Here is a 26395-nt window from a genome sequence, read left to right as displayed (position 1 = left end):
GGCCGCCCTCCGCGGCCTGCCCGGAACCCACAAGCGAACTACGTCTGAGAGCAACCATGGACTGGCTCAACACCATCATCCGTACATTTTTTGACTTCGGCGCAATGGCCGAAGTGCTGCCCCAGCTCCTCGGGGTGGGCCTCCTCAACACCCTGATCATCTCCGTCGCCGCCACCGTCCTGGGCGTGGTGCTGGGCATGGTGATCGCCGTCATGGGCATCTCGCCGTCCAAATGGCTGCGGGTTCCGGCCCGGATCTACACCGACCTCTTCCGCGGCCTGCCCGCCATCCTCACCATCCTGCTGATCGGCCAAGGCTTCGCCCGGTTCAGCCAGTCAGTTTTCGGACCGTCGCCGTACCCGCTGGGCATTATCGCGCTGAGCCTGATTGCCAGCGCCTACATCGGGGAGATCTTCCGCGCCGGCATCCTCAGTGTGGACAAGGGCCAGGGCGAGGCATGCCGCGCGCTGGGCATGAGCCACGCCAAGTCGATGGCCCTCGTGGTGGTGCCGCAGGGCGTCCGCCGCGTGCTGCCGGCCCTGGTGAACCAGTTCATCGCCATCGTCAAAGACTCCTCCCTGGTCTACTTCCTGGGGCTGCTGGTCAGTGAGCGCGAACTGTTCCGGGTGGGCCAGGACGCTGCCGTACTGTCCGGCAACCTCTCGCCGCTGGTCATGGCGGGCATCTTCTACCTGGTGATCACGGTGCCGCTGACCCATCTGGTCAACTACTTCGACAACAGGTTCCGCACCGGCCGCCGCCGTCCTGCCGCACCCAGCAGCGGCTTGAAGGAAGTCAAGGAACTCGATGCGGCCTCGCCGCTGATTACCGGGAGCAACACATGAGCGTCGCTAGCAACACAACCGCCCCAGACATCGAGACGTTTCACGGTTCGAGCCTGGAACTGAAGAACCTGACCATGGCCTACGGCGACATCGACGTGCTCCGCAACGTCAGCCTCACCGTCGCACCGGGAACCACCACCTGCATTATCGGGCCCTCCGGCTCCGGAAAGTCCACGCTGCTACGCGGGGTCAACCGGCTCCATGAACCCAAGAGCGGCGATGTGCTGCTGGCCGGGGAGAGCGCCCTGCAGGTCAAACCGGATACGCTGCGGCGCCGCATCGGCATGGTTTTCCAGCACTTCAACCTGTTTCCCGACCACACCGCATTGGAAAATGTGGCGCTTGCCCTCTGGAGCGTCAAGGGCATGCCCAAGGCCGAGGCCATGGAACGCGCAAGGCGCCGCCTCGCCGAGGTGGGGCTGGCCGAACGCGCCGACCACCGGCCCCGGGACCTGTCCGGCGGGCAGCAGCAGCGCGTTGCCATTGCCCGGGCGCTGGCCATGGAACCTGAGGTCATGCTCTTCGACGAGGCCACCAGCGCGCTGGACCCCGAACTGGTCAAGGGCGTCCTGAACCTGATGGCCGGGCTCGGCCGCCGCGGCATGACCATGCTGGTGGTCACGCACGAGATGGGCTTCGCCCGCAAGGTCGCGGACCAGGTGGTCTTCATGGACGAGGGCGAAGTGGTGGAGGCCGGGACCCCGGCCGACCTCTTCGACAACCCCCGCAGCGAACGCCTGCAGCGCTTCCTTTCGGAGGTGCTGTGATGGACAGGGGCACAGCGGCACCCGTCCGGACCGCCGTCGTCGGCTTCGGGATCTCCGGCAAGGTGTTCCACGCGCCGCTGGTCGCGGCGGATGCGGACTACTCGCTGGATGTGATCGTGACGGCGGACCCGGCACGGGCCGCCGAGGCGGCCAGGCTCTACCCGCACGCGCGCATCGTGCCGACGCCGGAGGAGATGTTCGCGCTGGCCGGCGACCTGGACCTCGTCATCCTGGGCACCCCGCCGCACACCCACTTCGACCTCGCGGCCACGGCCATTGCGCGCGGCCTCCACGTGGTGGTGGACAAGCCCTTCGTGCCGACATCAGCCCAGGGGGAGGAGCTCATCGCTCGGGCGTCCGACGGCGGCGTACAGCTCACGGTCTTCCAGAACCGCCGGTGGGACGCCGACTTCCTGACGCTTCAAAATCTGCTGCGGCGGGAGGCGTTGGGCGAGCTGCGCACGTTCGAATCGCGGTTCGAATGGTGGCGGCCCGAGGGCTTCGGGAACTGGCGGGACAGCGTTTCCCTTGCTGAGGGCGGCGGGATCCTGCACGACCTCGGCGCGCACCTGATCGACCAGGCCATCCAGCTGTTCGGGCCGGTGGAGACGAGCTACGGCGAGACGGCCAACCGCGGAACCAATCCAGAGGCCGCAGACACCGAAGCGTTCGTGTCGCTGCTCCACGAGTCCGGAGTCCGCAGCAGGCTGTGGATGAACGGCATGGCTGCCCAGGTGGGCCCACGCTTTCACGTTCTGGGCTCGGAATCCGGCTACACCAAATGGGGCCTGGACGGCCAGGAGCCCGCGCTCGCGGCCGGCATGCCGCCGTCGGACCCCGTCTATGGCGTTGACCCCCAGGAGTCTTGGGGGCTTCTGGGAGTGGACGGCGCAGCGTCGCCCGTGCCCGCCGAGCGGGGCGCCTATCCCGAGTTTTACGTGCAGCTCGCCGCCGCCCTGCGGAGGGAGGGGCCGCTGCCCGTCGACCCGGCCGGGCCCCTCGAGGTCCTCAGGATTATCGAGGGCATCCACGCCCTCGCGTAGCTGACCCAGTATTTGCGGCGCCGGCCGCCGTATTTCCGGCGGCCCTATTTTCCGGACGCGGCTGCGCGTCCTCATCAATCGTGTCCACAATCCACAGAAAGGGAGAACTCATGTCCTCCACCGCCACCAAGCACGTCGCCATCATCGGCGGCGGCATCCTGGGCGTCTCCACCGCTGTCCACCTGCTCCGCGAAGGCGCGTCCGTGACGCTGCTGACGGAGCGCGGCCTGGCCAGCGAGGCCACCGGCCGATCGCTCTCCTGGCTCAACTCCGCCGGAGAGCGCTCCATGCCGTACCACCAGCTCCGCCTTGCAGGAGTGGACCGGTACCGCACCCTCTTCGCGGCTGATCCCAGCCGGGAGTGGCTGCAGTTCGGCGGCGGGTTGATGTGGAACGCTGCTGGCCAGCGGGAGGTCACCGAGGCCCGCCACGCGTACGAGAAGTCCGTCGGCTACGACTCCAAGCTGCTGGCACCGGACGAGATCGCCGCGCTGACGCCCGGAATCGACGCGGGGGCCGTTCCGGAGAATGCCATCTTCAACCCGGGTGAGGGCTGGGTCAGCCTGCCGGACCTCGTGGAATTCCTGATGGAGGAGTTCCACAGCCGCGGCGGCCGGCTGGTGCTGAACACCGGCAAGGCCTCCGTGGTGCTTGACGGCGGCCGGGCCGTCGGCGTCGAGACGGAGGCGGGGGAGACGTATGACGCCGACTCCGTGCTCGTGGCCTGCGGAGCGGCGACGCCCGCCGTCGTCGCGCCCCTGGGAGTGGAGATCCCGAACGGTTCCCCCGTGTCCATGCTGGTGGTGACCAAGCCGGTGGCCCATGACGTGCGGGCCGTGATGAACACGCCGCGTGCCGCCGTGCGGCCCAACCCGGGCAGCACCTTTGCGCTGGACCACGACTGGTACGAAGGGCGCATCACCGAGCACGCGGACGGCACGTTCAGCATCCCGGATGACGTTGTCCAAGAACTTGCCGACGAAGCATCCAAGCTCATCGCCGGAAACCCCGAGCTGAAGCCGGCGTCGTGGAAGATCGGGTACAAGCCGATCCCCGGCGACGGCGAGCCGGTCTTCGGCGAACTGGGCCAGGTGCCGGGCTGCTTCGTCGCCTTCACCCATTCCGGCGCTACCCTGGGGCTCATCGCCGGCGAACTGCTCGCGGGGGAGATCCTGACCGGCAACAGGCACCCGATGCTGGCCACGTTCCGGCCGGGGCGGTTCTCCTGACGCCTGGGGCTCTAAGCACGTCAGGTGTACTTTGAGGGGATGGAGGTCCTGGACTGGCTGCTCGATTCTGACCCTTCGATCCGCTGGCAGGTGCTGCGGGACCTGACGGACGCACCGCCGGAGGAGGTGTCCGCAGAACGCGCCCGCGTCGCCAGCGAGGGTTGGGGCGCCCGCCTGCTCGCGCTGCAGGGTGGGGACGGGCAATGGGACGGCGGCACGTACTACCCGTCGCCGTACGACGAGGCTGAGCCGGGCCAACCGTGGACCGCGACGACCTACAGCCTGCTGCTCCTGCGTGAATTCGGACTGGACCCCCGCAGCGAGCAGGCCCGCCGCGCCGTGGCGCTCGTCCGGGAGAACAGCCGGTGGGAGGAGGGGGACCAACCCTTCTTCGAAGGGGAGGTGGAGCCGTGCATCAACGGCATGGCCGTCACCCTCGGAGCCTATTTCGGACACGACGTCGACGGCGTGGTGTCGCACCTGCTCGGGGATCAACTGACCGACGGCGGCTGGAACTGTGAGGCGGAAAACGGCTCCACGCGGTCGTCCTTCGGGACCACCATCAACGTGCTCGAGGGGCTGTTGGAGCACGAACGCGCGACGGGCGGCTCACCGGCTGCTACTGCGGCCAGGAAACGCGGCGAGGAGTACCTGCTTGAACGCGGACTGCTCCGCAGGAAATCCACCGGCGACGTGATCAACGGGGACTGGCTGCACTTTTCCCACCCGACCCGCTGGTTCTACGACGTGCTCCGCGGGCTCGAGTATTTCCGTTCAGCCGGCGGTCCCCCCGACGATCGCGTGAATGAGGCGATCGGCGTGCTCCGTTCCAGGCGGCAGCCCGATGGCACCTGGCTGCTGGAGAACACCCACCCTGGACGGGTCCATTTCGCGATGGAGGACGGCGACGGACACCCAAGCAGGTGGAACACCCTCAGGGCGCTGCGCGTGCTCAGGTGGTACGGAGACTAACCCCCGTTTCCTTGTCCGCCCGCAGGGGCGGACAAGGACCTGCCGGTCCCGGCATCGCCTTGGGGAGAGCGGTGCCAGGCCGGCAGACTGGCCGAGCCATTCGGAAGTTCACCGTTCCGGCCAGATGCCCATAGTGTGGCAGCGCCGCCCTACAGAAACCTTGCGGCACCCTATGCCCGGCGCCGTGTCCGCAGGAGAGGTCAAATGGTGCCGCGGCCCTTGCTGCTCCGGTCTATGCGTGCTCCGGGGTGGAGGAGTGCCTGGGGGAGCCACTCGATTCGCGCGGGATGAGTGTTGGCATGGATTTCCGGATTCTTGGTTCCTTGCCCGGGTTCACGATGAGGTCGATCGCGTTGCCGGCGATCTGGTCCAGAGGCACGTGCACCGACGTCAGGGGGGTTGAGAGCCGGGACGAGAGGGGTATGTCGTTATAGCCGACCAGGGCCAGGTCTGCTCCGACAGTGACGTGGAAGCGGTGGGCCGCTGCGATGAGGCCCATGGCCAGATTGTCGTTGGCGGCGAACACAGCACTGGGGCGCCTTCCGGTGCTGCCGCCCAGCAGGGATTCCCCCGCGGAGAACCCGTTTTCTATGCCGTAGCCGACGGCCAGCTGCCATTCGTCCGGCAGCAGAATGCCCGCTTCGTCCAAGGCTCTGCGGGCACCTGCGAGCCTGGAAATTCCCGTGGACGTGAAGGACGGGCCCGTCACCACAGCAATGTCGCGGTGGCCCAAATCTATGAGGTGCCGGACGGCCAGGTATCCGCCGACCTCGTCGTCGCCCAGCGCGGAGGGGCTGACCCCGTCCGTGCGCAGCACCAGCGCGTGCGCCACACCCCGTTCGCGCAAGCGGCGGGGGAGCTCGTCGTCGAGGCGGGCCGTGGCCATGATGAGTCCGTCCACATTGCGGTCCAGCAGCGTCTCTGCGGATCGCCGTTCATCTTCAGGATCATCGCCGCTGGTGGCAACCATGGCGAAGTAGCCCCGGTCCGAGGCGGCGCGTTCGAGCTCCTCGAACATCAGGGCCATCACCGTGTCGCTGAGCCGCGGGACGAGCACTCCGAGGGTCCGTGTTTCGCCCCTGCGCAGGCTGGACGCGAACGAGTTGCGGCGGTATCCGAGTTCCTCGGCCACTTTGCGGACGTGCGCCGCGGCAGCTGAGCGCGATGCGGTGCCCCGTTCGTCCAAAGCGCGGCTGGCCGTGGAAAGACTCACCCCGCTGGCCGCAGCAACGTCCCTCAGGGTGACGCTCGAGCCTGGGGCAGCCGGTTCCATGTGAGTTCTCCTGTTCGGGATTGTCCTACTAGACACTCTATTTCCTCCTCATGCGGAAGCAGCCCTTGACAGTGAGGTGGAGCACATCGCAGAATGAAAACGTTCCCGCAAACGTTCTCACATCCTAGCGGGACTTCGGACAACAAGACAGAGGAAGCTCTTATGACCATCGACCTCCGCGGGCTGGTTCCCGCACCTGTAACGCCGTTCAACCGGGACGGCAGCGTCGACGTTGACGCCATCCACCGCCTCGGAGGCTGGCTGGCCAGCGTCGACGGCGTCAAGGGCCTGGTGGTCCTGGGGCACGCCGGGGAAGGGACGTTCCTGACCCAGGATGAGCAGGTACTCGTCATCCGTGAGTTCAAGAACGCGGTCAACGGCGAGATCCCGATCATCGCCGGCATCACCGGTGAAGGAAACACGGTCGCGGCCCTGGAAGCCAAGCGCGCGGTCGAGGCTGGCGCAGAGGCCGGGTTGGTCTACCCCTCCCATGGCTGGCTCCGGTTCGGATACCAGAAGGGCGCACCCCAGACCCGCTACAAGGAAATCTATGAAACGTCCGGCTTGCCGCTGATCCTTTTCCAGTACCCGGATGCCACCAAGGCCACCTACGACCTGGAAACCCAGTTGGACATCGCCGGCCAGGAGGGCGTGTTCGCAACCAAGAACGGCGTCCGCAACATGAAGCGCTGGGACACTGAAATCCCCGTCCTGCGGGCCACCTTCCCGGACCTGCAGATCCTGACCTGCCACGATGAATACCTGCTGCACACCATGTTTGACGTGGACGGTGCACTCGTCGGCTACGGCGGACTCGCCCCCGAACCGCTCGTGGAGCTGATCGCGGCCGGCAAGGCCAAGGACTACGCCGCCGCCCGCGCCATCCATGACCGCCTGCTGCCCGTGACGAAAAATGTGTACCACCGCGGGTCCCACATGGAAGGCACCGTCGCCCTCAAGGAAGGCCTCGTCGCCCGCGGCATCCTGGAACACGCCACCGTCCGCCCGCCGCTGCTTCCGCTTGCTGAGGGTGCCGGCGACGAAATCGCGCTGGCACTCAAGTCCGCCAACCTGGGCAGCGTAACCGTACCCGCCTGATCTCCGGATCCCTCAAGGGTGGCGGGCCCCCGCCCGCCACCCTTACCCAATGCCTTATTCTCCAATTAGGTCAACGACGACCCACAGCGGCGACGCTGTAGAAGGAGGACTCGCCATGAGCGAGCCAAACAAGACCATCGCCTCCCCGCACGCTCACCGAGGACAGACAGTCACCCACGAAAGCAGCCCCGTTCCGGCCGCACCGACCAAACGCCGGACGTTCCTTGGTTACCTCGCGCTCATGGGGCCGGCCTTCGTGGTCGGAGCCTGGCAGTTCGGACCCGGCAACCTCACCACCGCGGTGCAGGCTGGCAGCCGATATGACTACACCCTCGTCTGGGTCATTGCCGTATCCACAATTCTCATGATCTTCTTCACCGACATGAGCGTACGGCTGGGCATCGCCACGCCCACCTCCCTGATCACGTCCATCAAGGATCACCTGGGCAAATGGGTGGGAGTTCTGGCCGGATTCGGTGTCTTTGGAATCACCCTGATGTTCTCCGTCGGCAACGCCGTCGGATCCGGCCTTGGCCTGTCGCTGGTTTTCGGCGGCTCCCCGGTCCTCTGGACCGTCGTCTGCACCGCCGCGGTCGCCTTCGTCCTGGCTTTCCGCAACGTCTACGGCATTGTCGAGAAAGCCCTGTTGGTAATCGTCGCGCTCATGGCCGTCGCGTTCGTTGCCAGCGCTGTCGTCGCCCAGCCCGACTGGTACCGGTCCATGGAAGGCATGGTCCCGCAGTTGCCGGCCGGAAGCGAAATCCTCATCGTGGCGCTGGTCGGAACCAACTTCTCCATCAACGCCGCCTTCTACACCTCCTACGGCATCAAGGAAAACCGCCGCACCCGCGCCGACTACCGCGACATCACGCTCGTCGACACGATCCCAGGCATTGTCGCACCAGGCATCATGACCGCCCTTGTCATCATGGTGGCCGCCGCCGTGCTCGGCAAGACGGGCGCGGAGGCCGGGACAATCAATGCTCTCGCCTCCGTCTTCGCGCCGCTCGCAGGGCCTGTGGGCTCCATGCTCTTCGCCCTGGGCCTCTCAGGCGCCGCCTTTTCGTCCATGATCGCGAACGCAACCGCTGGCGGCACCATGTTCTCCGACGCCCTCGGCCGCGGGGCCAAAGCAGGATCACCGACCGCCCGCATTTTCACCGGCGTCATCCTGGCGTTTGGGCTGCTGATCACCCTTGCGTTCCAGTCCTCACCCGTCGGGCTGATCGTCATCGCCCAGTCCCTGACCGTGCTCATCGCCCCCATGCTGGGCGTCCTGATCGTCATTATGGCCAACAAGGCTTCCCTCATGGGAAGCCTCCGCAACAGATGGTGGCACAACCTGTTCGGTGTCATCGGGCTCATCACCATCATCGCGTCCTCCCTGCGCCTCATCACTACCCTGCTCGGATAGCGGTCCCCAACCCGAAGGCAATGGAATAAGGCCCCCATCTGCACAGGATGGGCGCCTTATTCGTCATTGGCCGAGGGACCGGCGACCTATGCGTCAGGGGCCGTGCCAGGAACCCGGTACTTGATCTGGCCGGCTTTCTGGAGGGCTTCCAGGGTTTCGTCCACGCTCAGAAGTACGGTCGTTTCCATTGAGCTCAATGCGCCGCCTCCGCTGATGGCCACCGCAACCGCGGCCATGGAGACGTTGTCGGGGGCCTCCCACAAGTTGTAGCCGTCGTGGGTGCCAAAGGCGTACCAGAATCCGTGGAGTTTCCCGCCGACGGATTCGATGTATTCCTGTGCGGCCTTCCTCCGGTCCTCGGGCTTGCTGACCAGCCTCGCCCAGGTCTCCGGTGTGTAGCTGAACTTCGACAGGTAGAGCGGCATGGTCTCGTCCTCTTGTTCGCGGTCGGGAGTGCGGATGCACCAAGAATGGCAGTGTGCCGTCGGGTCGGCAATGGTCCTGCGGCAGCTGATTAGCCGGCTACAAGAAGGCTTGTTCCGATGTCGCGTCCGATCCTGCGCAGCAGCGCGGCGGAGAGTTGGGAGTCCTTCGACGAGTCCTGGTCCGTGTATTCGGCCAGCGTGTAGACCCGGGTCAGAGATATCTCGGACCACCGCTCCCTGGGGAGCAGGGAGCGTCCGGCGACGGCGATGATCGGGCGGCGTCCTGACCGGCGGGCGACGGCGGCGGGCAGCTTCCCGGACAGCGTCTGTTCGTCGATGCTGCCTTCGCCGGTGATGACGACGTCGCAGCTGTCTTTGCGGGCGTTGAAGCCCAGCAAATCCAGGAAGTAGTCCGCACCGGAGACCTGCCTGGCGCCGAGGAGCAGGCAGGCGTAGCCGATGCCGCCGGCGCTTCCGGCGCCGTCGTGTCCTGCCAGCGCCGCCGCGTCGGCGAAGCCGGCCTCCGCCATCTTGGCAACGAAGTGCTCCAGGCCCTCGTCGAGGCCCGCGATGTCCTCCGGGCCGGCTCCCTTTTGCGGTCCGAAGACCGCCGGTGCCCCCTGTGCGCCGAGCAGCGGGTTGTGGACGTCGCTGGCAACAATGAGTTCCGTGTCGGCCAGTTCCGGAAGGTCAGTCCGGTGGATGGAGTGGATCTGCGCCAGGGCACTGCCGCTGCCGTAAAGCTGCCGGCCGCCGGCGTCGCGGAAGCTGTAACCCAGGGCGGTCAGCATTCCCATGCCGCCGTCGGTGCTGGCGCTGCCGCCCAGCGCCATGACGATCCTGGCCGGCTTCAGGCTGAGGGCGAACAGGATGGCTTCGCCGAAGCCGCGGCTGGACGCGCTCAGCGGCTGCAGCCTTCCGTCCGGGAGGAGCCCGAGGCCGCAGGTGTTGGCGACCTCGACGACGGCCGTGTCGCCGTCGAACGCGATGACTGCCTGGACGTGCTGGCCCGTGGGCCCCGCGACCGTGCAGCTTAGCCGGGTGAACCCGGAGGCGACGGCGGCATCGACGCTGCCGTCACCCCCGTCTGCCAGCGGAAGCAGTTCGCACTGGACCGCGCCGGCCCGGCCGGTGGAACCGGCTGCGGAGCGGAGCCCCGCGGCCAATGCGGCCGCCACCTCGCCGGCGGTGAGGCTGCCTTTGAATTTGTCGGGTGCGATGAGGGTCCGCACGGTTTTCGGGGCGGCTGTGTTGTGCATGTCAGAGGGTTTCCGAGTAGGCGGGAGTGCGGCCCCGGGAGTGCCCGGCATCAGCTGCGGTCGCGTCGTGCTTGGGGCTGATTTCCCTACGGGCGTGGTGGCCGTATTCCGCCAGGTCGTCGTCGATGTCCGTGACCTCGTTGAGATGGATCGGGTCCTCACTGGGCATCGGCTCAACGGTTTCGCCGGCGAAGACGCGGCGGGCGCGGTCCGCGTCCAGGGTTCGGTCCCACCAAGCGATGAACAGCGTGGCCACCGCGTTGCCGGTGAAGTTCACCAGGGCCCGGCACTCTGACATGAACTTGTCGATGCCGAAGATGAGCATGATGCCGGCCGCCGGGATGGTGCCGATGGTGGTCAGCGTGGCCGTCAGGGCGATGAAGCCACCGCCGGCGACGCCTGCTGCGCCCTTGGAGGTAAGCAGCATGACGGCGAGCAGGCCCAGCTGCTCGCCCAGGGTCAGGTCCGTGTTGGTGGCCTGGGCGATGTAGAGGGCGGCAAGGGAGAGGTAGATGGCGGCCCCGTCGAGGTTGAAGCTGTAGCCGGTGGGGACAACCAGGCCGACGGTCTCTTTCTTGACGCCGGCGTGCTCGAGCTTGCGCATCAGGCCGGGCAGGGCCGGTTCGGCGGTGGAGGTGCCGAGGATGAGCATGTATTCCTCTTTGAGGTGGCGGATCATCGTGAAGATGTTCAGCTTCAGGAAGAGCATGATGGAGCCGAGCACGATCACCACGAAGAGGATGGAAGTGATGTAGAACAGGGCGATGAGTCCACCCATGCTGGTCAGGGATGAGACGCCGAACTTGCCCACGGCGTAGGCCATGGCGCCGAAAGCGCCGATCGGGGCGGCCTTCATGATGAAACTGAGGATCTTGAACATCACACCGGTGAGGCGCTGCACGCCGTCGAGGACGGGGGCGCCGACCTTGCCCATGGCGTTCAGAGCGATGCCGAAGATGACGGCGATGAAGATGATCTGCAGGATGTTGCCCTCAGCGAAGGGGGCAACCATGCTTTCAGGGATGACCTTGGTGAGGAACTGCCACCATTCCTGGTTTGCTCCGGCGTCGATCAGTTTTGCCGCGGACTCGGAAGTTTCGATGCTGTCCGCGTCGGCGTTGACGCCGTCGCCCAGTCGGAAGATGTTGATGGCGACAAGGCCGAAGATCATGGCCAGGATGGTGCCGACCTGGAAGTACGTCAGCGCTTTCAGCCCGGTCATGCCGACCTTCTTGAGGTCCGCCACGCTGGCGATGCCGCCCACGATCGTGAGGAACACGATGGGGCCGATGAGCATCTTCATCGCATCAACGAAGGTGGTTCCGATGGGTTCCATGGCGATGCCGACACTTGGCGCGAGCCAGCCGACGAGAATGCCGATGACGATGGCGGTCAGTACCCAGAAATACAGCTGCCGGTACAAAGGCGTTTTGCGGGCCGGGGTGCTAGCTGCCGCCCCGGCGGTGGTGATGTGATCCATGATTCCTACCTCGTTGTGGAATGTCTCTGGAGTGCGCGGAGGTCCCTTCCCAACACTCGCAAGCTCGTGTCGGGGCCCTCGGGACGCCGCTTATGAGTACAGGGCGACGTCCGACGGCGGCGGGCGACCGCCGTCGGACGTTTGGTTGGCGGGGCGGTGTCAGACGGCGGCCAGGGTCAGCGTGAGGGCCTTGATGATGGCGTCCGTGACGTCGTCGGTGTTTGCATCGCCGCCGACGTCGCGGGTCAGGTGGCCGGCGGCGGTGGTCTGCTCGATGGCGGCCTCCACACGGCGGGCTTCCTCATGCAGGCCGAAATGGTCCAACATCAGGGCGGCGCTGGCGATCGCACCGATCGGGTTGCTGATGCCCTGGCCCGCAATGTCCGGAGCGGAGCCGTGGACCGGTTCGAACATGGACGGGAAGCGGCGCTCCGGGTTGAGGTTGGCGCTGGCTGCCAGGCCCAGGCTTCCAGCGAGGGCCGAGCCCAGGTCCGAAAGGATGTCGGCGTTCAGATTCGAGGCGACGACGACGGAGAGGTCCTCGGGCTTGAGGATGAACTTCGCGCTCATCGCGTCGACCAGGACGCTTTCGGTTGCCACGTCCGGGTAATCCAGGGCTACGCGCTGGAAGGTTTCGTCCCAGAGGACCATGCCGTACTGCTGGGCGTTGGACTTGGTCACGGAGGAGACCTTCTTGACCGTGCGGGTCCGGGCCAGGTCGAAGGCGAAGCGCATGATGCGTTCGCAGCCCTTCTCGGTGAACAGTGCGGTCTGCAGGGCGACTTCGTTGCCCGGGCCGCGGCCGCTGAGGTTCCGGCCGCCGAGGCCGGCGTATTCGCCTTCGCTGTTTTCGCGGACAACCACCCAGTCGAGCTCGGTGTTGTCGGCCTTGCGGAGCGGCGACTGGATACCCGGGAGGAACTTGACCGGGCGGATGTTGGCCCACTGGTCGAAGTTCTGGGTGATGTTCAGGCGCAGGCCCCAGAGGCTGATGTGGTCGGGGACGTTTTCCCAGCCGACGGCGCCGAAGTAGATGGCGTCGAAGTCCTTCAGGGTCTCCAGGCCCTCGGGGTCCATCATCTGGCCGGTCTTTTCGAAGTAGCCGCAGCCCCAGGGGAACTCGGTCCACTCGAAGGAGAACTTGCCGCCGGAGTTCTCGGCCAGGGCGTCCAGGACGCGGCGGCCTGCGGAGACGACCTCTTTGCCGACGCCGTCTGCGGGGATTGATGCGATCGTGAATTTCTGGGTGGCGCTCATGTGCCTACCTCCTCGTTGAGTCTGCTAGCAGCGTCACACTGCCCTTCCTCTTCAAGTAGAGGGCACAGCGCCCGGACCCGTCCAAGACCAAGATCCGATACGGCAAATAGGCTCAGCCTATGTGTCAGCTGCGTCGGGTTTGCCCTTGGCGGCGTGCAGCGCCGCGACGGCAAGGAATGCCCGGGCTGCCGGCGTCAGGTCTTCCTTCCGGCTCAGGATGGCCACGTGCAGATAGGAGACGGGCTCAATGAGCAATGTCCGGAGCCCGGCCTTCTGGGCTGTCGGCGCCCAGGAGGAAGGCATGACTGCGTGGCCCACACCCGCCAAGACCAGCGGAAGAATCGAGGTCCGGTGGGCCACTTCAACCACGATTTCGGTGTTGACGCCGCGGGCCAGGGCATCGTCCACCAGCCAGCGCATCAGGGAGCCGCGCTGGCTGGCGATCAGCCGGTGGCCTCCCAGGTCCGCCCGCTGGATCGCTGACCCGGTGCCGAAGGTGTCGGCGTGCGGGTTCACGATCAGGATCAGCGGCTGGCGCTCCAGCTCCAGGACCTGGACGCCGGGAACCTTCATCGCGCTGGAAGAACCTGCCAGTCCGATCTCGGTGCTGCCGCTGCGGACGGATTCGATCACTTCCTCGGGTGTGAACGCGGCACTGATGTTGAGCCGGACAGAGGGGTGGTCGCGGGTGAAGCCAGCGATCATCGAGGTCAGCGGCTCGATGCCGGGGGAGGGCATGGTGGTGATGTCCAGCCTGCCGCTGCGCACGCCACGGAGCGCCAGCACCGCCGACTGTGCGGCGTCGAGGTCCCGCATCACCAGGCGGGCGGGGCCTACGAGTTCCCTGCCGGCTTCGCTGAGCACGGCACGCCGGCCGATGCGGTGGAACAGCGGGACACCGAGCTCCTTCTCCAGGCTAGCGATGGTCTGGGAGAGGGACGGCTGGGCGATGAGCAGATGTTCTGCTGCGCGGTTGAAGCCGTCGTGGTCGACTACGGCAAGAAAGTACTTGAGTTTCCGGGTGTCCACGCCGCTCCTTCGCAGGGTTTCGTTCCGTGCCTCGGCGTCATTCGTCCTCGTCTGTGGAGTCTTCGCCGGTGAGTTCTGCGAGAACCTCGGCTGCATCGCTGTTGCCGTTGGCTGCAAGCCGCTTCAGCTCATCCAGGTCGGACTTTTCGCTGGCGAGTTCAACTAGCTGGTCCGCAGCGTCCCTGCTGCCGCCGTCAGCAAGGCGCCGCAGTTCTTCGAAGTCTTCGCGCTCCGCTGCACGTTCGATCAGTTCGCCGACGGCGTCGACGTCCCCGCGGGCCGCTTGTTCCCGCAATGCTTCGAGCTCGGAATCTGACATGGTGGGTGCCTCCAAGGGCATTAGTGCTGGTGGACCTGGTTCCGCAGCGCTCCGAGCCCCGAGATCAGCGCCTCGAGACCCAGGGTGAATGCGACGTCGGCCGGCCGCTCATGGCCCTGCTCGGCCAGGCTGCGCACGGCGGCGGTAAAACTCGGCGTCGCCTCGGCCATGGATCCGGGGTCGAAGATGTCCGCCGGTGCGGTGACGTCATAGGCCGAACCGAAAATGAACGATTCCAGGGCCACGATGGAGGAGACGATCCGCTCCTCGGGGAAGCCGGCGTCGCGGAACCCCGCGCTCACGGTCTCGTACATCGCCAGGGTCTGCGGGGCGTCCGTTACGGGCAGCACTGCGATGACCGGGATCAGCGGGGTGTGACGGGAAAACACGTCGCGGTAGCTCCACGCCCACTTCCGCACGGCCTCCTCCCACGGTTCGGCATCGAAGGCTGACAAGTCCACCAGTGCTGCGAGGTGGTCCTCGACCAGGAGCAGCACGTCGCGTTTGGATTTCACATGGTTATACAGCGCCGACGGCGCGACGTTCAGTGCGCGGGCCAGCGCGGCCATGGTGAGGCCGTCATAGCCCTTTTTTTCGACGAGTTCGAGCGCGGCGCGGGTGATGCGGGACTTGTCGAGTACCCCGCCGACTGGCCGTCCGACGCGGCGCCGGGCAAGGTCTTCCACGGCAGTCTCTCCCGTGGCGGTGCTTCCCGGGGCGGGTGGTGCCGGCATGGCTGGCCTTTCTGCAGGCGGTGTCTTCATCAGTATTCCATCAGCCCCTTCCCGTCCGCGGACCGACCGGCTATAGTTTCTCATAAATGAATAGCATTCATTTAGTGGTGCGCATCACCCGCGGCCACAGAGAAAGGACATCATGCTGAATCTTGACCGCGACGTCGTGATCGTGGGCGCCGGCCCCTCCGGGCTCACGGCGGCCCGTGAACTGAAGAAGGCCGGCCTCACGGTCGCCGTGCTCGAGGCCCGCGACCGCGTGGGCGGCCGGACCTGGACCGACACCGTGGACGGCGCCACCCTGGAAATCGGCGGACAGTGGGTCTCGCCGGACCAGACCGCCCTGCTGGCGCTCCTGGACGAGTTGGGCCTGGAAACCTACTCCCGCTACCGGGAGGGCGAGTCCGTCTACATCGGCGCCGACGGCACGCCCGTCCGCTATACAGGCGACTCCTTTCCCGTCAGCGCGGAAACCGCTGCGGAAATGGACAAGCTCATCGGCCTGCTGGACACGCTCGCCGCCGAAGCCGGCCCCACAGAGCCCTGGGCCCACCCGAAGGCCCGCGAGCTGGACACCATTTCGTTCCACCACTGGCTCCGCCGGCATTCAAGCGACGAGGAAGCCTGCAACAACATCGGCCTGTTCATCGCAGGCGGCATGCTCACCAAGCCCGCCCACGCCTTCTCCGCGCTGCAGGCTGTGCTGATGGCTGCCTCCGCCGGATCCTTCACCCACCTGACGGACGAGGACTTCATCCTGGACAAGCGGGTTATTGGCGGGATGCAGCAGGTCTCCCTGCTGCAGGCAGCGGAGCTGGGGGAGGACGTGATACTCAGCAGCCCTGTGCGCACCATCGGCTGGGAGCCGGCGGCCGACGGCGGAGATGGCTACCGCGTCACCGCCGTGTCCGAGCGCGCCACCGTCAACGCCCGCTTCGTGATCATGGCCGTTCCGCCCAACCTGTACTCCCGGGTCTCCTTCAACCCGCCGCTGCCGCGCCGCCAGCACCAGATGCACCAGCACCAGTCACTGGGCCTGGTCATCAAGGTGCACGCCGTGTACAGCACGCCGTTCTGGCGCGAGGACGGGCTGTCGGGGACTGGCTTCGGTGCCGGCTCCCTGGTCCAGGAGGTCTATGACAACACCAACTTCGGCGACTCCCGCGGCACGCTGGTGGGCTTCGTCTCGGACGAAAAAGCCGACGCCGTCTTCGAGCTGGATGCAGAGTCACGCAAGCGGGCCATCCTGGAATCCATCGCGGGCTTCCTGGGTGACAAGGCCCTGGAGCCGGAGGTCTACTACGAATCCGACTGGGGCTCAGAGGAGTGGACCCGCGGCGCGTATGCCTCCAGCTACGACCTCGGCGGCCTGCACCGCTACGGCAAGGACCAGCACGCACCCGTGGGGCCCATCTACTGGTGCTCCTCCGACCTCGCCGCCGAGGGCTACCAGCATGTGGACGGCGCGGTCCGCATGGGGCAGGCCACCGCTGCCCGCATCACCTCGGCAGCCGGCACCGAAGAAGCCGGAACCAAAGCGGCCGGAACCGAAGGGGCCGGCGAGCGTGCGCTGGCCCCCGCTACTGCCGCCGTCGGCTGACGCGGCCGCCCCCATCCCATTCAACGGCGAATGAACTACCGGAGAGGCATCCCATGAGCACCAAGGCCGCTGTCGCCCAGGATCCGCACAAGAAACTCAGTGAAAAGGGCCTGAAGGCCGGTTCCGTAGGGCTGCTCGGGGCGGTGGTGATCGGCGTTTCGTGCATCGCGCCGGCGTACACGCTGACCGCGGCACTCGGGCCTACGGTCTCCGAAGTGGGCGTGCACCTGCCGGCCATTTTCCTGGTGGGGTTCATCCCCATGCTGCTCGTGGCGCTGGGGTACCGCGAACTCAACAACGCCATGCCCGACGCCGGAACCTCCTTCACGTGGGCGACGCGCGCCTTCGGCCCGTGGGTCGGCTGGATGGGCGGCTGGGGGCTGATCGCCGCCACGATCATCGTGCTGTCCAACCTCGCGGCGGTCGCCGTCGACTTTTTCTACCTCATGCTGGCGCAGCTTTTTGGCAACCCCGAACTTGCGCAGCTCGCCGCCAACCTGCCGCTGAACATCGCCACCACCCTGGTGTTCATCGCCGCTGCGTGCTGGGTTTCTTACCGGGGCATGGAAACCACCAAAGGCGTCCAGTATGTCCTGGTGGGCTTCCAGCTGCTCGTGCTGGGCTGGTTCGCCGTGTCCGCGTTCGTCCATGTGGCAAGCGGCTCGGCGTTCGACGCCACAGCCATCTCGCCCGACTGGTTCAACCCGTTCGCCGTGGACTCGTTCTCCTCGTTCGCGGCCGGAGTCTCGCTCTCGATCTTTATCTACTGGGGCTGGGACGTGACCCTGACGATGAACGAGGAAACCAGGAATCCGGAGAAGACGCCGGGCCGCGCGGCGACCGTGACCGTCGTCGTGATCGTGGCCATCTACATGCTCGTCGCCCTGGCAACCCTGGCCTTCGCCGGCGTGGGTGAGACCGGACTGGGCGCCGGGAACCCTGAGAACCAGTCCAGTATCTTCGCCGTCCTGGCGGGACCGGTGATGGGTCCGTTCGCCATCCTGATGTCGCTGGCCATCCTCAGCAGCTCGGCCGCCTCCCTGCAGTCCACGTTTGTCTCGCCGGCACGCACGCTGCTGGCGATGGGGCACTACAAGGCGCTGCCAGCGGGGTTCGGCAGGGTCAGCCCGGCGTTCAAATCGCCGAGCTACGCCACGGTGGCAGCGGCTGCCGCCGCGGCCGGGTTCTACGTCATCACCCGGACCACGTCGGAGAACGCCCTCTGGGACACCATCACGGCGCTGGGCATGATGATCTGCTTCTATTACGGCATCACGGCGCTGGCCTGCGTCTGGTTCTTCAGGGCAGTGGCCTTCAGCAACGCCAGGGCCTTCTTCTTCAAGTTCCTGGCACCGCTGCTCGGCGGGGTCATCCTGCTGGTCATGTTCGTCAAGACGGCCTACGACTCCATGGACCCGGAGTACGGCTCGGGATCGTCCGTGGGAGGCGTCGGCATGGTGTTTGTGCTGGGCATGGGCGTGATCCTGCTCGGCGTGGTGGCCATGCTGGTGATGGCCAGGATCCGTCCTGAGTTTTTCAAAGGGCAGGTACTGGCCCGCGGCCTGTAGCGCAGCGGGGTAGAAAGTAAGCACACTTATCAATAGGGTGGTCCGAGGGGAAGATTTCCCGCGCTGAACAGAATGACAACAGAACGTCTTGAACAGAACGAGGTGACAGCATGCCGGAAACCGCCAACATCAGCAAAGTCACGGACATCATCAACGATTCCCGCATCGGGATGTTCACCACCATCAACGAAAAAGGCGCGTTGGTCAGCCGGCCGCTGGCCGTCCAGGATGTGAAGGACGACGGCGACATGTGGTTCTTCACCGGGGAGGGAACCTCCCAGGTGGCGCACATCGGCGCGGACCCGCGGGTCAACGTGTCCTTCGGCAAGGGCACGGAATGGGTGTCCGTCGCCGGAACCGCGGAAGTGGTCCGGGACCGGTCGAAGATCCGCGAACTGTGGAACCAGGCGGTGGAGGCGTGGTTCCCGGACGGGCCCGACACCCCCGAGGTGGTCCTGCTGCGCGTCGACTCGGACTCCGCGGAATACTGGGCAAGCCCCGGTGGCACTGCCGCCACGGTGCTGCAGTGGGTAAAGTCCAAGGTCACCCACAGCCGCATGAGCGTCGGCGAAAGCGGCACGGTGGAGCTGTAACGGGCGCAACTACTCAAGGCGCCAGCGCGCGAAGGCCGCCATCCGGATGACCCGGATGGCGGCCTTCGCTTTGTTGTGCTGCGTCCCTGTTGACTCCTAATGCCCTGTTGGCGGTTGCCGCGTCAGGACGCCGGCACAGGCTCCTTCACCTTCAGGGGTTCCACCTTGCCCAGGACGAACAGGTAGTTGGCGGCACCGATCAGGGACACGGCGCCGATGACGGCCAGCGGCGCCACGAACGATCCGGTCTGGTCCACCAGCACGCCGATCAGGATCGGGGTGAAAATGCCGGCCAAGTTGGAGGCGAAGTTCTGCAGGCCGCCAATGGAGCCCACGTGCCGGGAGCTGGGTGCGACGTCGGCCGGCAGTGACCAGATGCCGGTGGCGGCAACGGTGAGGCTCGAATACGCCACGGACAGCAGCGCCAGGGCCATCCATGCTTCGGGAACCAGTGCGGCGAACATGATGACCGAACCGCCAATCAGCCCGCCGGCAATGGCGGTCTTGCGGACCTTGGTAACGGATACTCCGGCCCGGACTGCGCGGTCGGCCAGGTAGCCGCCGAGCCAGCCGCAGAGCACGGCGCAGATGCCCGGAATCGCCCCGAACATGCCGAGCTTGAGGAGGTCGAAGCCGCGTTCCTTGACGAGGTAGCTCGGGAAGAAGGTGATGAAGAAGTAGATGGCGCTGTTCAGGCAGAAGAAGCCAAACATCATGCTGAGGATGGTGCGGTACTTGAAAAGTGCACGCCATGGCAGCTTTGCTGCGTTTGCATCGTCGCTTCCCTCACCGCGGGCGCCGCCTTCCTCGATGTAGGCCACCTCGGCGGCATTGGCCCCCGGGTGTTCCTGCGGGCTGCGGTACACCTTCCACCACACCGCGGCCCAGATGATGCCGGCAATGCCGATGATGATGAAGACCGCGTGCCAGGAGGTGAGGGCAACGATCAGGGTGACGATGGGCAGTGCGATGACCGCGCCGACCCTCGAGCCGGAGTCCCAGATGCTGGTGGCGAAGGCCCGTTCCCGGACCGGGAACCAGGTGGCAACCACCTTGGCTGCGGTGCTGGGGGCCGGGCTTTCACCGACGCCGAGGAGGAACCGTGCGGCGAACAGCGACCAGAAATTCGTCGCGGCGGCGGTCACCATGGTGAAGACGGACCACCATACAGCGGCCAGCGAGAATGAGCGGCGCGGTCCCACCTTGTCCACGTACCAGCCCGCGGCGAGTTGGCAGAAGTCGTAGGCCCAGAAGAAGGCGGCAAAGATGAGACCCTGCTGCGTGGCGGTGAGCTCGAAGTCCTTGCCCATGAACGGCAGGGCGACGCTCAGGCTTGAACGGTCAAGGTAGTTGATGCTGAGTCCGATGAAGGCGAGCCAGATGATGACCCAGCGTTTCCGGGTCATCAGGCGCGGTGGTGTGGGGGATGATTTGGTGGCGGTCTTGCTTCCGAGCGCAGTCATGCGGTCTCCTTCGACGTGAACATGGCTTCGGGTGCCTGGGGCACCGGCGGGAGGGAAGACGCCGAAGAAGTCGGCGCCAAAATCATATAGGAATCTTGTTAATCATATAGATAATGTGATGCGGATCAAGTCCTGCTCCAAAAAAGGCTGAAATACTGGAAAAGGTCTTGAGCCGGGGTGGCCCAGCAAAAAGCTGACGTACCTCGCGGCACTGTCTAACCGACGATCTGTCCGCCGGCTCAAGGTCCGGACTACGGCGCAGTCACAGCCGTGGGTGTCGAGGGAACAGGCTCCTATGGGGGTGGAACTCGCCAGGATCCTGAGCGGCGCAGGGATGAAGGTGTTGGAGGTCAACCGCCCGAACCGGGCCGCGCGCCGGCTGAAGGGTGGCGGGCTGAAGGACAGATGTCACCTGCTACAGGCTTTGGCCCTCGCTACGGGCCTCGAGCATCGATTCACGGAGCCGGGACTGAGCCAGGGCCAGTCCGGCCTGCGCCGCTCCCCGGGCCACCGATAGTCCGATCACTTGGGGCACGACCCTGATCTCCGGGACGGTGGGAAGGCTTTGTGTCAGTCGCCTGCGCGCCTCGGGAAGGACTTCGTCCACGATCGGACTCAGGCGACCCACAAAATAGACGGACTCCGGGTCCAGCGTAACGGCAACGGCACCGACTGCCGTCACGATCGCCGTCGTAAATGCCTCCACCACTTCCGCGCGGGACGCCATTTCCTGCGGCTGTGACCACAGGGCTTCGATGCCTTCCAGGTCCAGTCCCCGTCCTTGGGCGAATCGGAGGAGGCCCGTTGTGCTCAACAGTCCGTCGAGGGTCTCGTTGCCGACGCCGGAGAAGAGAACACCACCCAGATCACCGAAGGCAGGGCTCCGCCCTTTGGCGATCTCATGATCAGTACAACCAGCGAAGCTCAGCACCGTACTGAGCATGAACAAAGCGGCATTTCCTATGCTCGCATCATCCTTCAGGATCCCCCGTAAGGATGCGTTGGCATCGCTCTCAACGGTCACGGGAGCATTCAACCGTTCTTCAATGGCACTCTGGAGACGTGAAGCCAGGAAAATCTTCCTTGATTCTGGTGTCCCGGACCAGTTGGTGCCATTCGGGACACGGCCGGGCAACGCGGCGACGATTTGGCGCAACGGTCCCTCTGCGGAATCACTGGTCTCCACAATCAAGTCCACCAGCCACTCGGCAGTGGTTCCAACATCGCCCCCCTCGAGGCTGGGAACAATGGTGTGCCTGATCTCGCGACCTCTCAGGTCAGTTACGAGGACGCACGTGGTTCGCGTCCCGAAAGAGATACCGACGATGTGCCCCGCCGTGCCGGGGACATCCAGATAGGTGGAGGGCCGGCCACGGCGCACAACGGCATCGACTCCCTGCTCAACGAGGAAACCGTCAAAAAGAAGCTCATCCACCTTCCGGGACACCGTCGCCTGACTCAAACGTGTCAATTCGATCAGCCTGGTGCGCGTCAAGGGCGCCTCTGAAAGGACCGCATCAAGGACAGAAGCCTTAGTGTAGTCACGTGCCGTGGGGATGCTGCTCATAGCACAACCTTATTGAGAGTTCCGACCTAAACCGGGACGTGAGGGGCTGTCCCGGTAGTCGTTGATGGGGTTACTGGTCTTCTTTCGTTGCGCGTTCGTCGGCGATCGCCGGTTCCGGCCAACGGGCGGTACGCCCGGCAGGGCAACAAACTGCCGGGCGTACGGTTCAATTGGGGCGTCGGCGCGCCCACTGGTCCTAGCGGATCGTGGCCTCGGTGATGGCTGATTCGCCCAGGCCCCAGTACTCCAGGGACTTCTTGTATTCCGGGGTTTCCAGCACGGACTGGATCGCCTTCTGCAGGGCCGGCGTCAGCGGTGATCCTTTCTTCAGCCCCATGGCGACGTTGGTGTTCGTGCGGGTATCCATCCTCGGCTGCAGGACGGTGAAGTGGTTGGGCTGCTGTTCGTTGGCCCAGGCCAAGGCGCTGGCGTCGTAGAAGACGCCGTCGATCCGCTTGGAGTCCAGCTGCGTCAGTGCCTCCTGGACGTTGGGCAGCGTGATGGCGTTGATGGCCGGCTGGCCCTTTTCCTCACAGGTCCACTTCGAGACGTTCGGCAGGTGCTTCAGCTGCTGGGTGGAGCCCTTGGTCACGCCAATGTTCTTGCCGCAGAGGGTGTCGTTGGTCAGATTGAGCGGGTTGCCCTTGGCTACCGCCACGGCCGAGCCGCCCTTAAGGTAGTTGATCATGTCCAGGACCTTGAGCCGCTCCTCGGTGGCGGACATCGTAGTGGCCGTGAAGTCGTACCGGCCACCGTCAATGCCGGGAATGATCGTGTCGAACGCCGTGTTCTCGAACTTCAGCTTCAGCCCCAGCTTTTTGGCTACCAGGCGGGCGAGGTCCGGGTTCACGCCGATGGGGGTGGTGTTGTCCTCGGCCAGGAACGTCATCGGCGGGGAACTCAGATCCATCGCGACCGTCAGCTCACCCCTGGCTTTATAGGACCCGGGCAGCAGCGCCACCGCGTCGGCATCCGGTTGGACGCCTTCTGAGATGTCACGGGTGTTCTGCGTCTTCGGGATATCCGTCGCCGGAGTGCCTGTTGCCGTACCGCCACAGGCGGTGAGGGCAAGCAGGACAGCAAGTCCCGCAGTCGCCGTCTGGATTTTGTTTCTGGTCTTCATGGTGCAATCCTTCAAATCGTTTCAGCGGGTGTAATCCGCAGAATGAGTGAGCTTGTTCAACAGGATTCCCCCGGGCCCATTCGGCCTAGCGCAGTGCCTTGAAGGCATGGCCCAGTGCTTCGAGCAGGCGATCGGCATCATCGCTGGAGAACGGCATTGGGGGGCGGAGTTTCAGGACATTGCCCTGGGCGCCGCATGCCGAGATGAGGATCCGGTCCTGCCGGAGGGCATTCACGATGCCAGCGGCGGCTTCCCCGTCGGGTGAGAGCGTGGATTGGTCCGTGACGAGGTCGACACCGATAAAGAATCCGCTTCCGCGGACTTCTGCAACCTGGTCCAGACCCTGAGTGAGGTCCCTGAGTCCAGTGATGATCTTTCCGCCTACCTTGAGGGCGTTGTCTATGAGCGATTCCTCGCGGATCACGTCCAGGACGGCCTGGGCAGCGGCGATGGCTACTGAGTTTCCGCCGAAGGTGTTGAAGTAGCGGATGTTCTTTCCGAATTCCACGAGCAGTTCGGGTTTGAAGATTGCTGCCGCGACGGGGATGCCGTTACCCATGGGTTTGCCGATGGTCACGATGTCCGGGACGATTCCGTGGCGTTGGAAGCCCCACCATTCCTCACCGGTGCGGCCGAAGCCCGGCTGGACTTCATCGGCGATGTACAGGCCGCCCACAGCATGGATTTCCTCAACGATGGGACGCAGGAAGCCAGGAGGGCCGGCGAAGACACCGTCGGAGGAGAAGATGCTGTCGGCGATGAACGCCGCCACTCCGATGCCGTGCCGGTGAAGGTCGGCGATGGCGGCACGGACCTGGTTCCGCAGATGTTCCTCCAGGGACCCTTGATCCAATGGGTATCGCAGGGAGTCCGGGGCGTCGATGACCCGGACGTTCGCGCCCAGGGGCACGCCGATGCCCAGGGAGGGTGAGAAGGACGCTACTTCGGTTGTTAGTCCGTGGTACGCGCCGGAGGTGACGATGATGCCCTGGTTTCCGGTGGCGTATTTGGCGACGCGCATGGCGAGGTCGTTGGCTTCGGATCCGGTGCAGGTGAACATGACGTGGCCCAGCTCGGCAGGGAACGTGGAAAGGAGCTGCTCGGAGTAATCGAGGATGGATTCCTGGACATAACGGGTGTTGGTGTTCAGCGTCTGCATCTGTTCGTGGACGGCGGCGATGACCTTCGGGTGGGCGTGCCCGACAGAGGGGACGTTGTTGTAAACGTCGAGATAGTCGTTTCCATTGCGGTCAAACAACGTCACGCCCTTGCCGCGGACGATTTCCAGGGGCGTGTCATAGAAGAGCCGGTAGCCGGGTCCGAGGCTCTTGTCCCGGCGCCGGATGTTCTTCTGCATCTGGTTTGGGAGTTCATTGAGGCGGTTGGGATCAAAGCCATTGATCATTGCACGCGATGGCCTGCGGATTTGGGAAGTGTCCATGGTTTCTCCTTGAAGGCTGTGAGTCTGGTTCAGGATGTGAAAGGAAGTCTTGGTGCAGGGGCGGCGGCTGTGGAGGCGAGCCGGTCCCAGTCAGGCTTGGAGTGGGAGAGCAGATAATCGCGCCTTTGCGGCAGCTGGCTTGCCCGCCACTGCGTGATCAGGGCCCGCAGGAGCAGTCGGGCCTGCGCTGAGATGATCAGAGCCTCCAACTCCTGGTTCGGCAGCGGACGGATACTTCGGTAGCCCTCCATGACCTGAAGTGCGCGCTCCCAGGGGCTGGCCGGGACTGCTCCTAGAAGGTTGGCCATGGTGACGCTGAGGTCGAAGATCACGGGAGTCCGAACGACGTCTCCGAAGTCGATGATCCCGGTCACGTAGTCCGGCCTGTCCGGGTTGACAATGACATTGAACGGGCTGAAATCTCCGTGGACGACCTGGCAGGTCAGAATGTCGAGAAGCGGAACGACTTTCTCGTCGAACCGGTCGAAAATGCCTTCGGCCAGGGAGCGTTTTTGCTGCTCATCGACATGGTCAAGAAGCGGCCGCATCCGGTGAAAGTGCTTCAGGTCCCACAGGAGCAAACGGTCGGCACGGGGATGATCGAAGTCCTGCAAAGCAAGGCCCAGACGGGCAAGGCTTGAGCCGACCAACTGAAGCTGACCGGCCGAGGCCTCGTGGGTGGCCAGCAATTCTCCAGCCATGAAGCGCATCACCCGAAGTACCCGATCAAAGTGTCCACCAGGGGCCGGGATGAGGACCTGCGGATCTCCGCCGAGGCTCCTGACAAGACGCTGGACCGGAAGTTCAGGGGCGGTCCGCTCCAGATGCTCCATGCACGCCGTCTGAAGGTGGACGATCACCGGATCCTCATCCGGTGGGGACACCTTCACCAGATAGGTTTCTTCTCCGTCCCGGAGGCGGAAAGTCTCGTCCTTCTCGGTGGGAATCCGGACAAGCGTCCCCTTGAGGCCGTAGGACTGTTCAAGGAGCTCCAGGACAGTTGAGTCAGCGAGCTGAGACTGCTCTGCCAGGAGACCACTCTCTGATGCGACGGCGTCGATAAAAGCAGAGTAGCTACTGACGGCCAAGGGTACTTGGGCGGGGTCCGTGGCCCCAATACCCTGGGCCTGACCGGTGTGAATTGTCGTGGGGTCAAAGGAGGGACTCATCTCATCCTTTCAAGAATTGAAGGAGAAGTCAGGAGACCTGGCTGTGGTTAGTTGAGGCGTTGGGGCCGGGCGAGGATGGGGTAGTAGTCGGGGTTGCCGCGGTAGATCAAGCGGAAGAGGCGGGTGTCCCCGCCCACGGCGGAGCGGCCGTGGGCGGGGGAGCGGCTTCGAATCCGATGACGGAGTCGGACAGGTGCCATGCCCGCTTCGCCCCAGGAACCGGGTTTAGAGACCGAGGTTCCTGTTGATCTCGTCCAGGGACTTCACGGTGGTGTAGTCGTAGCCCTCCGTAATGGGGTCATAGCCACGGTCCAGCACAATGAGGTTCCGGAAGCCCATGTCGTGCATCGGATGCATGTCGTAGCGTGTGTGCGAGGCGACGTGCAGGAAGTCCTCGGGCTTGGCGTTCAAAGTGTCCAGCATGTACTCGAAGGCCTGGTAGCGCGGCTTGTAGGCCTGGGCCTGCTCGGCGGTCAACACGGCGTGGAAGTCTGCCCCGAGCTTGGGGATGCTGATGTCCAGGAAGCTGTCGTCTGCGTTGGACAGTGCCACCAGCTTGTAGTTGTCGCCCATGAGCTTCAGCGGGGCCGGCACGTCCTCGTGGGCAACCCAGCCGCGTACAGCCTCGGCGAACTCTGCGCCGGCGCCCTCGGTCGGCCCAATCCCCCACCGCTTGCACACGCGGTCAAAGGAGTCCTGAAGGATCTGCTCGTAGGGCTTGTAGTCG

At 65.1% G+C, this 26395-nt stretch carries 25 protein-coding genes; 10 read left to right on the top strand and 15 right to left on the bottom strand.

The window, feature by feature from the left end; translation table 11 throughout:
- Nucleotides 1-56 precede the first annotated feature (56 nt).
- From AC3A3W_RS07400 to AC3A3W_RS07380, 5 genes are all read left to right on the top strand, one after another.
- Entirely contained in the window at nt 57-845 is a 789-nt protein-coding gene (locus AC3A3W_RS07400) for an amino acid ABC transporter permease (RefSeq protein WP_487441560.1), read from the top strand.
- On the top strand, nt 842-1612 hold the full coding sequence (locus AC3A3W_RS07395; protein WP_487441558.1) for an amino acid ABC transporter ATP-binding protein: 771 nt from the start codon (nt 842-844) through the stop codon (nt 1610-1612). Before AC3A3W_RS07400 ends, AC3A3W_RS07395 begins: the two co-directional genes overlap by 4 nt.
- Nucleotides 1612-2655, top strand: a complete 1044-nt coding sequence (locus AC3A3W_RS07390) for a Gfo/Idh/MocA family protein (protein ID WP_487441556.1) — start codon at nt 1612-1614, stop codon at nt 2653-2655. The genes AC3A3W_RS07395 and AC3A3W_RS07390 overlap by 1 nt, the downstream gene beginning before the upstream one ends.
- A 110-nt stretch (nt 2656-2765) precedes the next feature.
- Complete coding sequence (locus AC3A3W_RS07385) at nt 2766-3884, top strand: NAD(P)/FAD-dependent oxidoreductase (protein ID WP_487441554.1); 1119 nt, start codon at nt 2766-2768, stop codon at nt 3882-3884.
- Nucleotides 3885-3923: 39 nt separating this feature from the next.
- A complete protein-coding gene (locus tag AC3A3W_RS07380) occupies nt 3924-4856 on the top strand; it encodes a hypothetical protein (protein WP_487441552.1) in 933 nt (310 codons plus the stop codon).
- Nucleotides 4857-5088: 232 nt separating this feature from the next.
- On the opposite strand, the gene AC3A3W_RS07375 is transcribed toward AC3A3W_RS07380, so the two are convergent.
- Entirely contained in the window at nt 5089-6129 is a 1041-nt protein-coding gene (locus AC3A3W_RS07375; RefSeq protein WP_487441551.1) for a LacI family DNA-binding transcriptional regulator, read from the bottom strand.
- A gap of 162 nt (nt 6130-6291) precedes the next feature.
- On the opposite strand from AC3A3W_RS07375, the gene AC3A3W_RS07370 reads away from it, so the two are divergent.
- Together AC3A3W_RS07370 and AC3A3W_RS07365 are read left to right on the top strand one after the other, a co-directional pair.
- A complete protein-coding gene (locus AC3A3W_RS07370; protein ID WP_487441549.1) occupies nt 6292-7227 on the top strand; it encodes a dihydrodipicolinate synthase family protein in 936 nt (311 codons plus the stop codon).
- Between the two features lie 115 nt (nt 7228-7342).
- Nucleotides 7343-8641 carry an Nramp family divalent metal transporter gene (locus tag AC3A3W_RS07365; protein WP_487441547.1) on the top strand — a complete coding sequence of 433 codons (1299 nt, stop codon included), beginning with the start codon at nt 7343-7345 and terminating at the stop codon, nt 8639-8641.
- Nucleotides 8642-8727: 86 nt separating this feature from the next.
- Here the strand turns inward: AC3A3W_RS07365 and AC3A3W_RS07360 are convergent, their stop codons facing one another.
- The 7 genes from AC3A3W_RS07360 to AC3A3W_RS07330 form a co-directional block, all read right to left on the bottom strand.
- Nucleotides 8728-9066, bottom strand: a complete 339-nt coding sequence (locus tag AC3A3W_RS07360) for a GYD domain-containing protein (RefSeq protein WP_205654813.1) — start codon at nt 9064-9066, stop codon at nt 8728-8730.
- 89 nt (nt 9067-9155) lie between these two features.
- Nucleotides 9156-10325, bottom strand: a complete 1170-nt coding sequence (locus AC3A3W_RS07355) for a glycerate kinase (RefSeq protein ID WP_487441545.1) — start codon at nt 10323-10325, stop codon at nt 9156-9158.
- 1 nt (nt 10326) lies between these two features.
- Complete coding sequence (gene dctA, locus AC3A3W_RS07350) at nt 10327-11805, bottom strand: C4-dicarboxylate transporter DctA (protein WP_487441543.1); 1479 nt, start codon at nt 11803-11805, stop codon at nt 10327-10329.
- Nucleotides 11806-11964: 159 nt separating this feature from the next.
- Entirely contained in the window at nt 11965-13062 is a 1098-nt protein-coding gene (locus AC3A3W_RS07345) for a tartrate dehydrogenase (protein WP_487441541.1), read from the bottom strand.
- A gap of 117 nt (nt 13063-13179) precedes the next feature.
- On the bottom strand, nt 13180-14091 hold the full coding sequence (locus AC3A3W_RS07340) for a LysR family transcriptional regulator (protein ID WP_487441539.1): 912 nt from the start codon (nt 14089-14091) through the stop codon (nt 13180-13182).
- Between the two features lie 37 nt (nt 14092-14128).
- Nucleotides 14129-14410: a hypothetical protein gene (locus AC3A3W_RS07335; RefSeq protein ID WP_487441538.1), complete on the bottom strand. Its 282-nt coding sequence runs from the start codon at nt 14408-14410 to the stop codon at nt 14129-14131.
- 20 nt (nt 14411-14430) lie between these two features.
- A complete protein-coding gene (locus AC3A3W_RS07330; protein ID WP_487441537.1) occupies nt 14431-15174 on the bottom strand; it encodes a TetR/AcrR family transcriptional regulator in 744 nt (247 codons plus the stop codon).
- A gap of 112 nt (nt 15175-15286) precedes the next feature.
- Here AC3A3W_RS07330 and AC3A3W_RS07325 point away from each other — a divergent pair, with 112 nt between their 5' ends.
- The 3 genes from AC3A3W_RS07325 to AC3A3W_RS07315 all read left to right on the top strand — a co-directional run bounded on the left by AC3A3W_RS07325 (nt 15287) and on the right by AC3A3W_RS07315 (nt 18905).
- The gene (locus AC3A3W_RS07325; RefSeq protein ID WP_487441535.1) at nt 15287-16744 is read left to right on the top strand and encodes a flavin monoamine oxidase family protein; all 1458 of its coding nucleotides are present in this window, start codon (nt 15287-15289) and stop codon (nt 16742-16744) included.
- A 53-nt stretch (nt 16745-16797) separates the two neighbouring features.
- Nucleotides 16798-18312 carry an APC family permease gene (locus tag AC3A3W_RS07320; RefSeq protein WP_487441533.1) on the top strand — a complete coding sequence of 505 codons (1515 nt, stop codon included), beginning with the start codon at nt 16798-16800 and terminating at the stop codon, nt 18310-18312.
- Nucleotides 18313-18422: 110 nt separating this feature from the next.
- A complete protein-coding gene (locus AC3A3W_RS07315) occupies nt 18423-18905 on the top strand; it encodes a pyridoxamine 5'-phosphate oxidase family protein (protein ID WP_487441531.1) in 483 nt (160 codons plus the stop codon).
- A gap of 122 nt (nt 18906-19027) precedes the next feature.
- On the opposite strand, the gene AC3A3W_RS07310 is transcribed toward AC3A3W_RS07315, so the two are convergent.
- The 7 genes from AC3A3W_RS07310 to AC3A3W_RS07280 all read right to left on the bottom strand — a co-directional run.
- Nucleotides 19028-20368 carry an MFS transporter gene (locus AC3A3W_RS07310; protein ID WP_487441530.1) on the bottom strand — a complete coding sequence of 447 codons (1341 nt, stop codon included), beginning with the start codon at nt 20366-20368 and terminating at the stop codon, nt 19028-19030.
- A gap of 415 nt (nt 20369-20783) precedes the next feature.
- Nucleotides 20784-21839 carry an ROK family protein gene (locus AC3A3W_RS07305; RefSeq protein ID WP_487441528.1) on the bottom strand — a complete coding sequence of 352 codons (1056 nt, stop codon included), beginning with the start codon at nt 21837-21839 and terminating at the stop codon, nt 20784-20786.
- A gap of 292 nt (nt 21840-22131) precedes the next feature.
- Complete coding sequence (locus AC3A3W_RS07300; RefSeq protein WP_487441526.1) at nt 22132-23058, bottom strand: ABC transporter substrate-binding protein; 927 nt, start codon at nt 23056-23058, stop codon at nt 22132-22134.
- Between the two features lie 85 nt (nt 23059-23143).
- On the bottom strand, nt 23144-24499 hold the full coding sequence (locus tag AC3A3W_RS07295) for an aspartate aminotransferase family protein (RefSeq protein ID WP_487441525.1): 1356 nt from the start codon (nt 24497-24499) through the stop codon (nt 23144-23146).
- Between the two features lie 29 nt (nt 24500-24528).
- Complete coding sequence (locus tag AC3A3W_RS07290; protein ID WP_487441523.1) at nt 24529-25668, bottom strand: phosphotransferase; 1140 nt, start codon at nt 25666-25668, stop codon at nt 24529-24531.
- Nucleotides 25669-25715: 47 nt separating this feature from the next.
- Nucleotides 25716-25868 carry a hypothetical protein gene (locus AC3A3W_RS07285; RefSeq protein ID WP_487441522.1) on the bottom strand — a complete coding sequence of 51 codons (153 nt, stop codon included), beginning with the start codon at nt 25866-25868 and terminating at the stop codon, nt 25716-25718.
- A gap of 25 nt (nt 25869-25893) precedes the next feature.
- A partial coding sequence (locus AC3A3W_RS07280; protein WP_487441521.1) for an HAD family hydrolase occupies nt 25894-26395 on the bottom strand: 502 nt, incomplete at its 5' end.

Source organism: Arthrobacter sp. Soil_N43, assembly GCF_057655195.1.
This window is presented reverse-complemented; position numbering and strand designations above follow the sequence as displayed.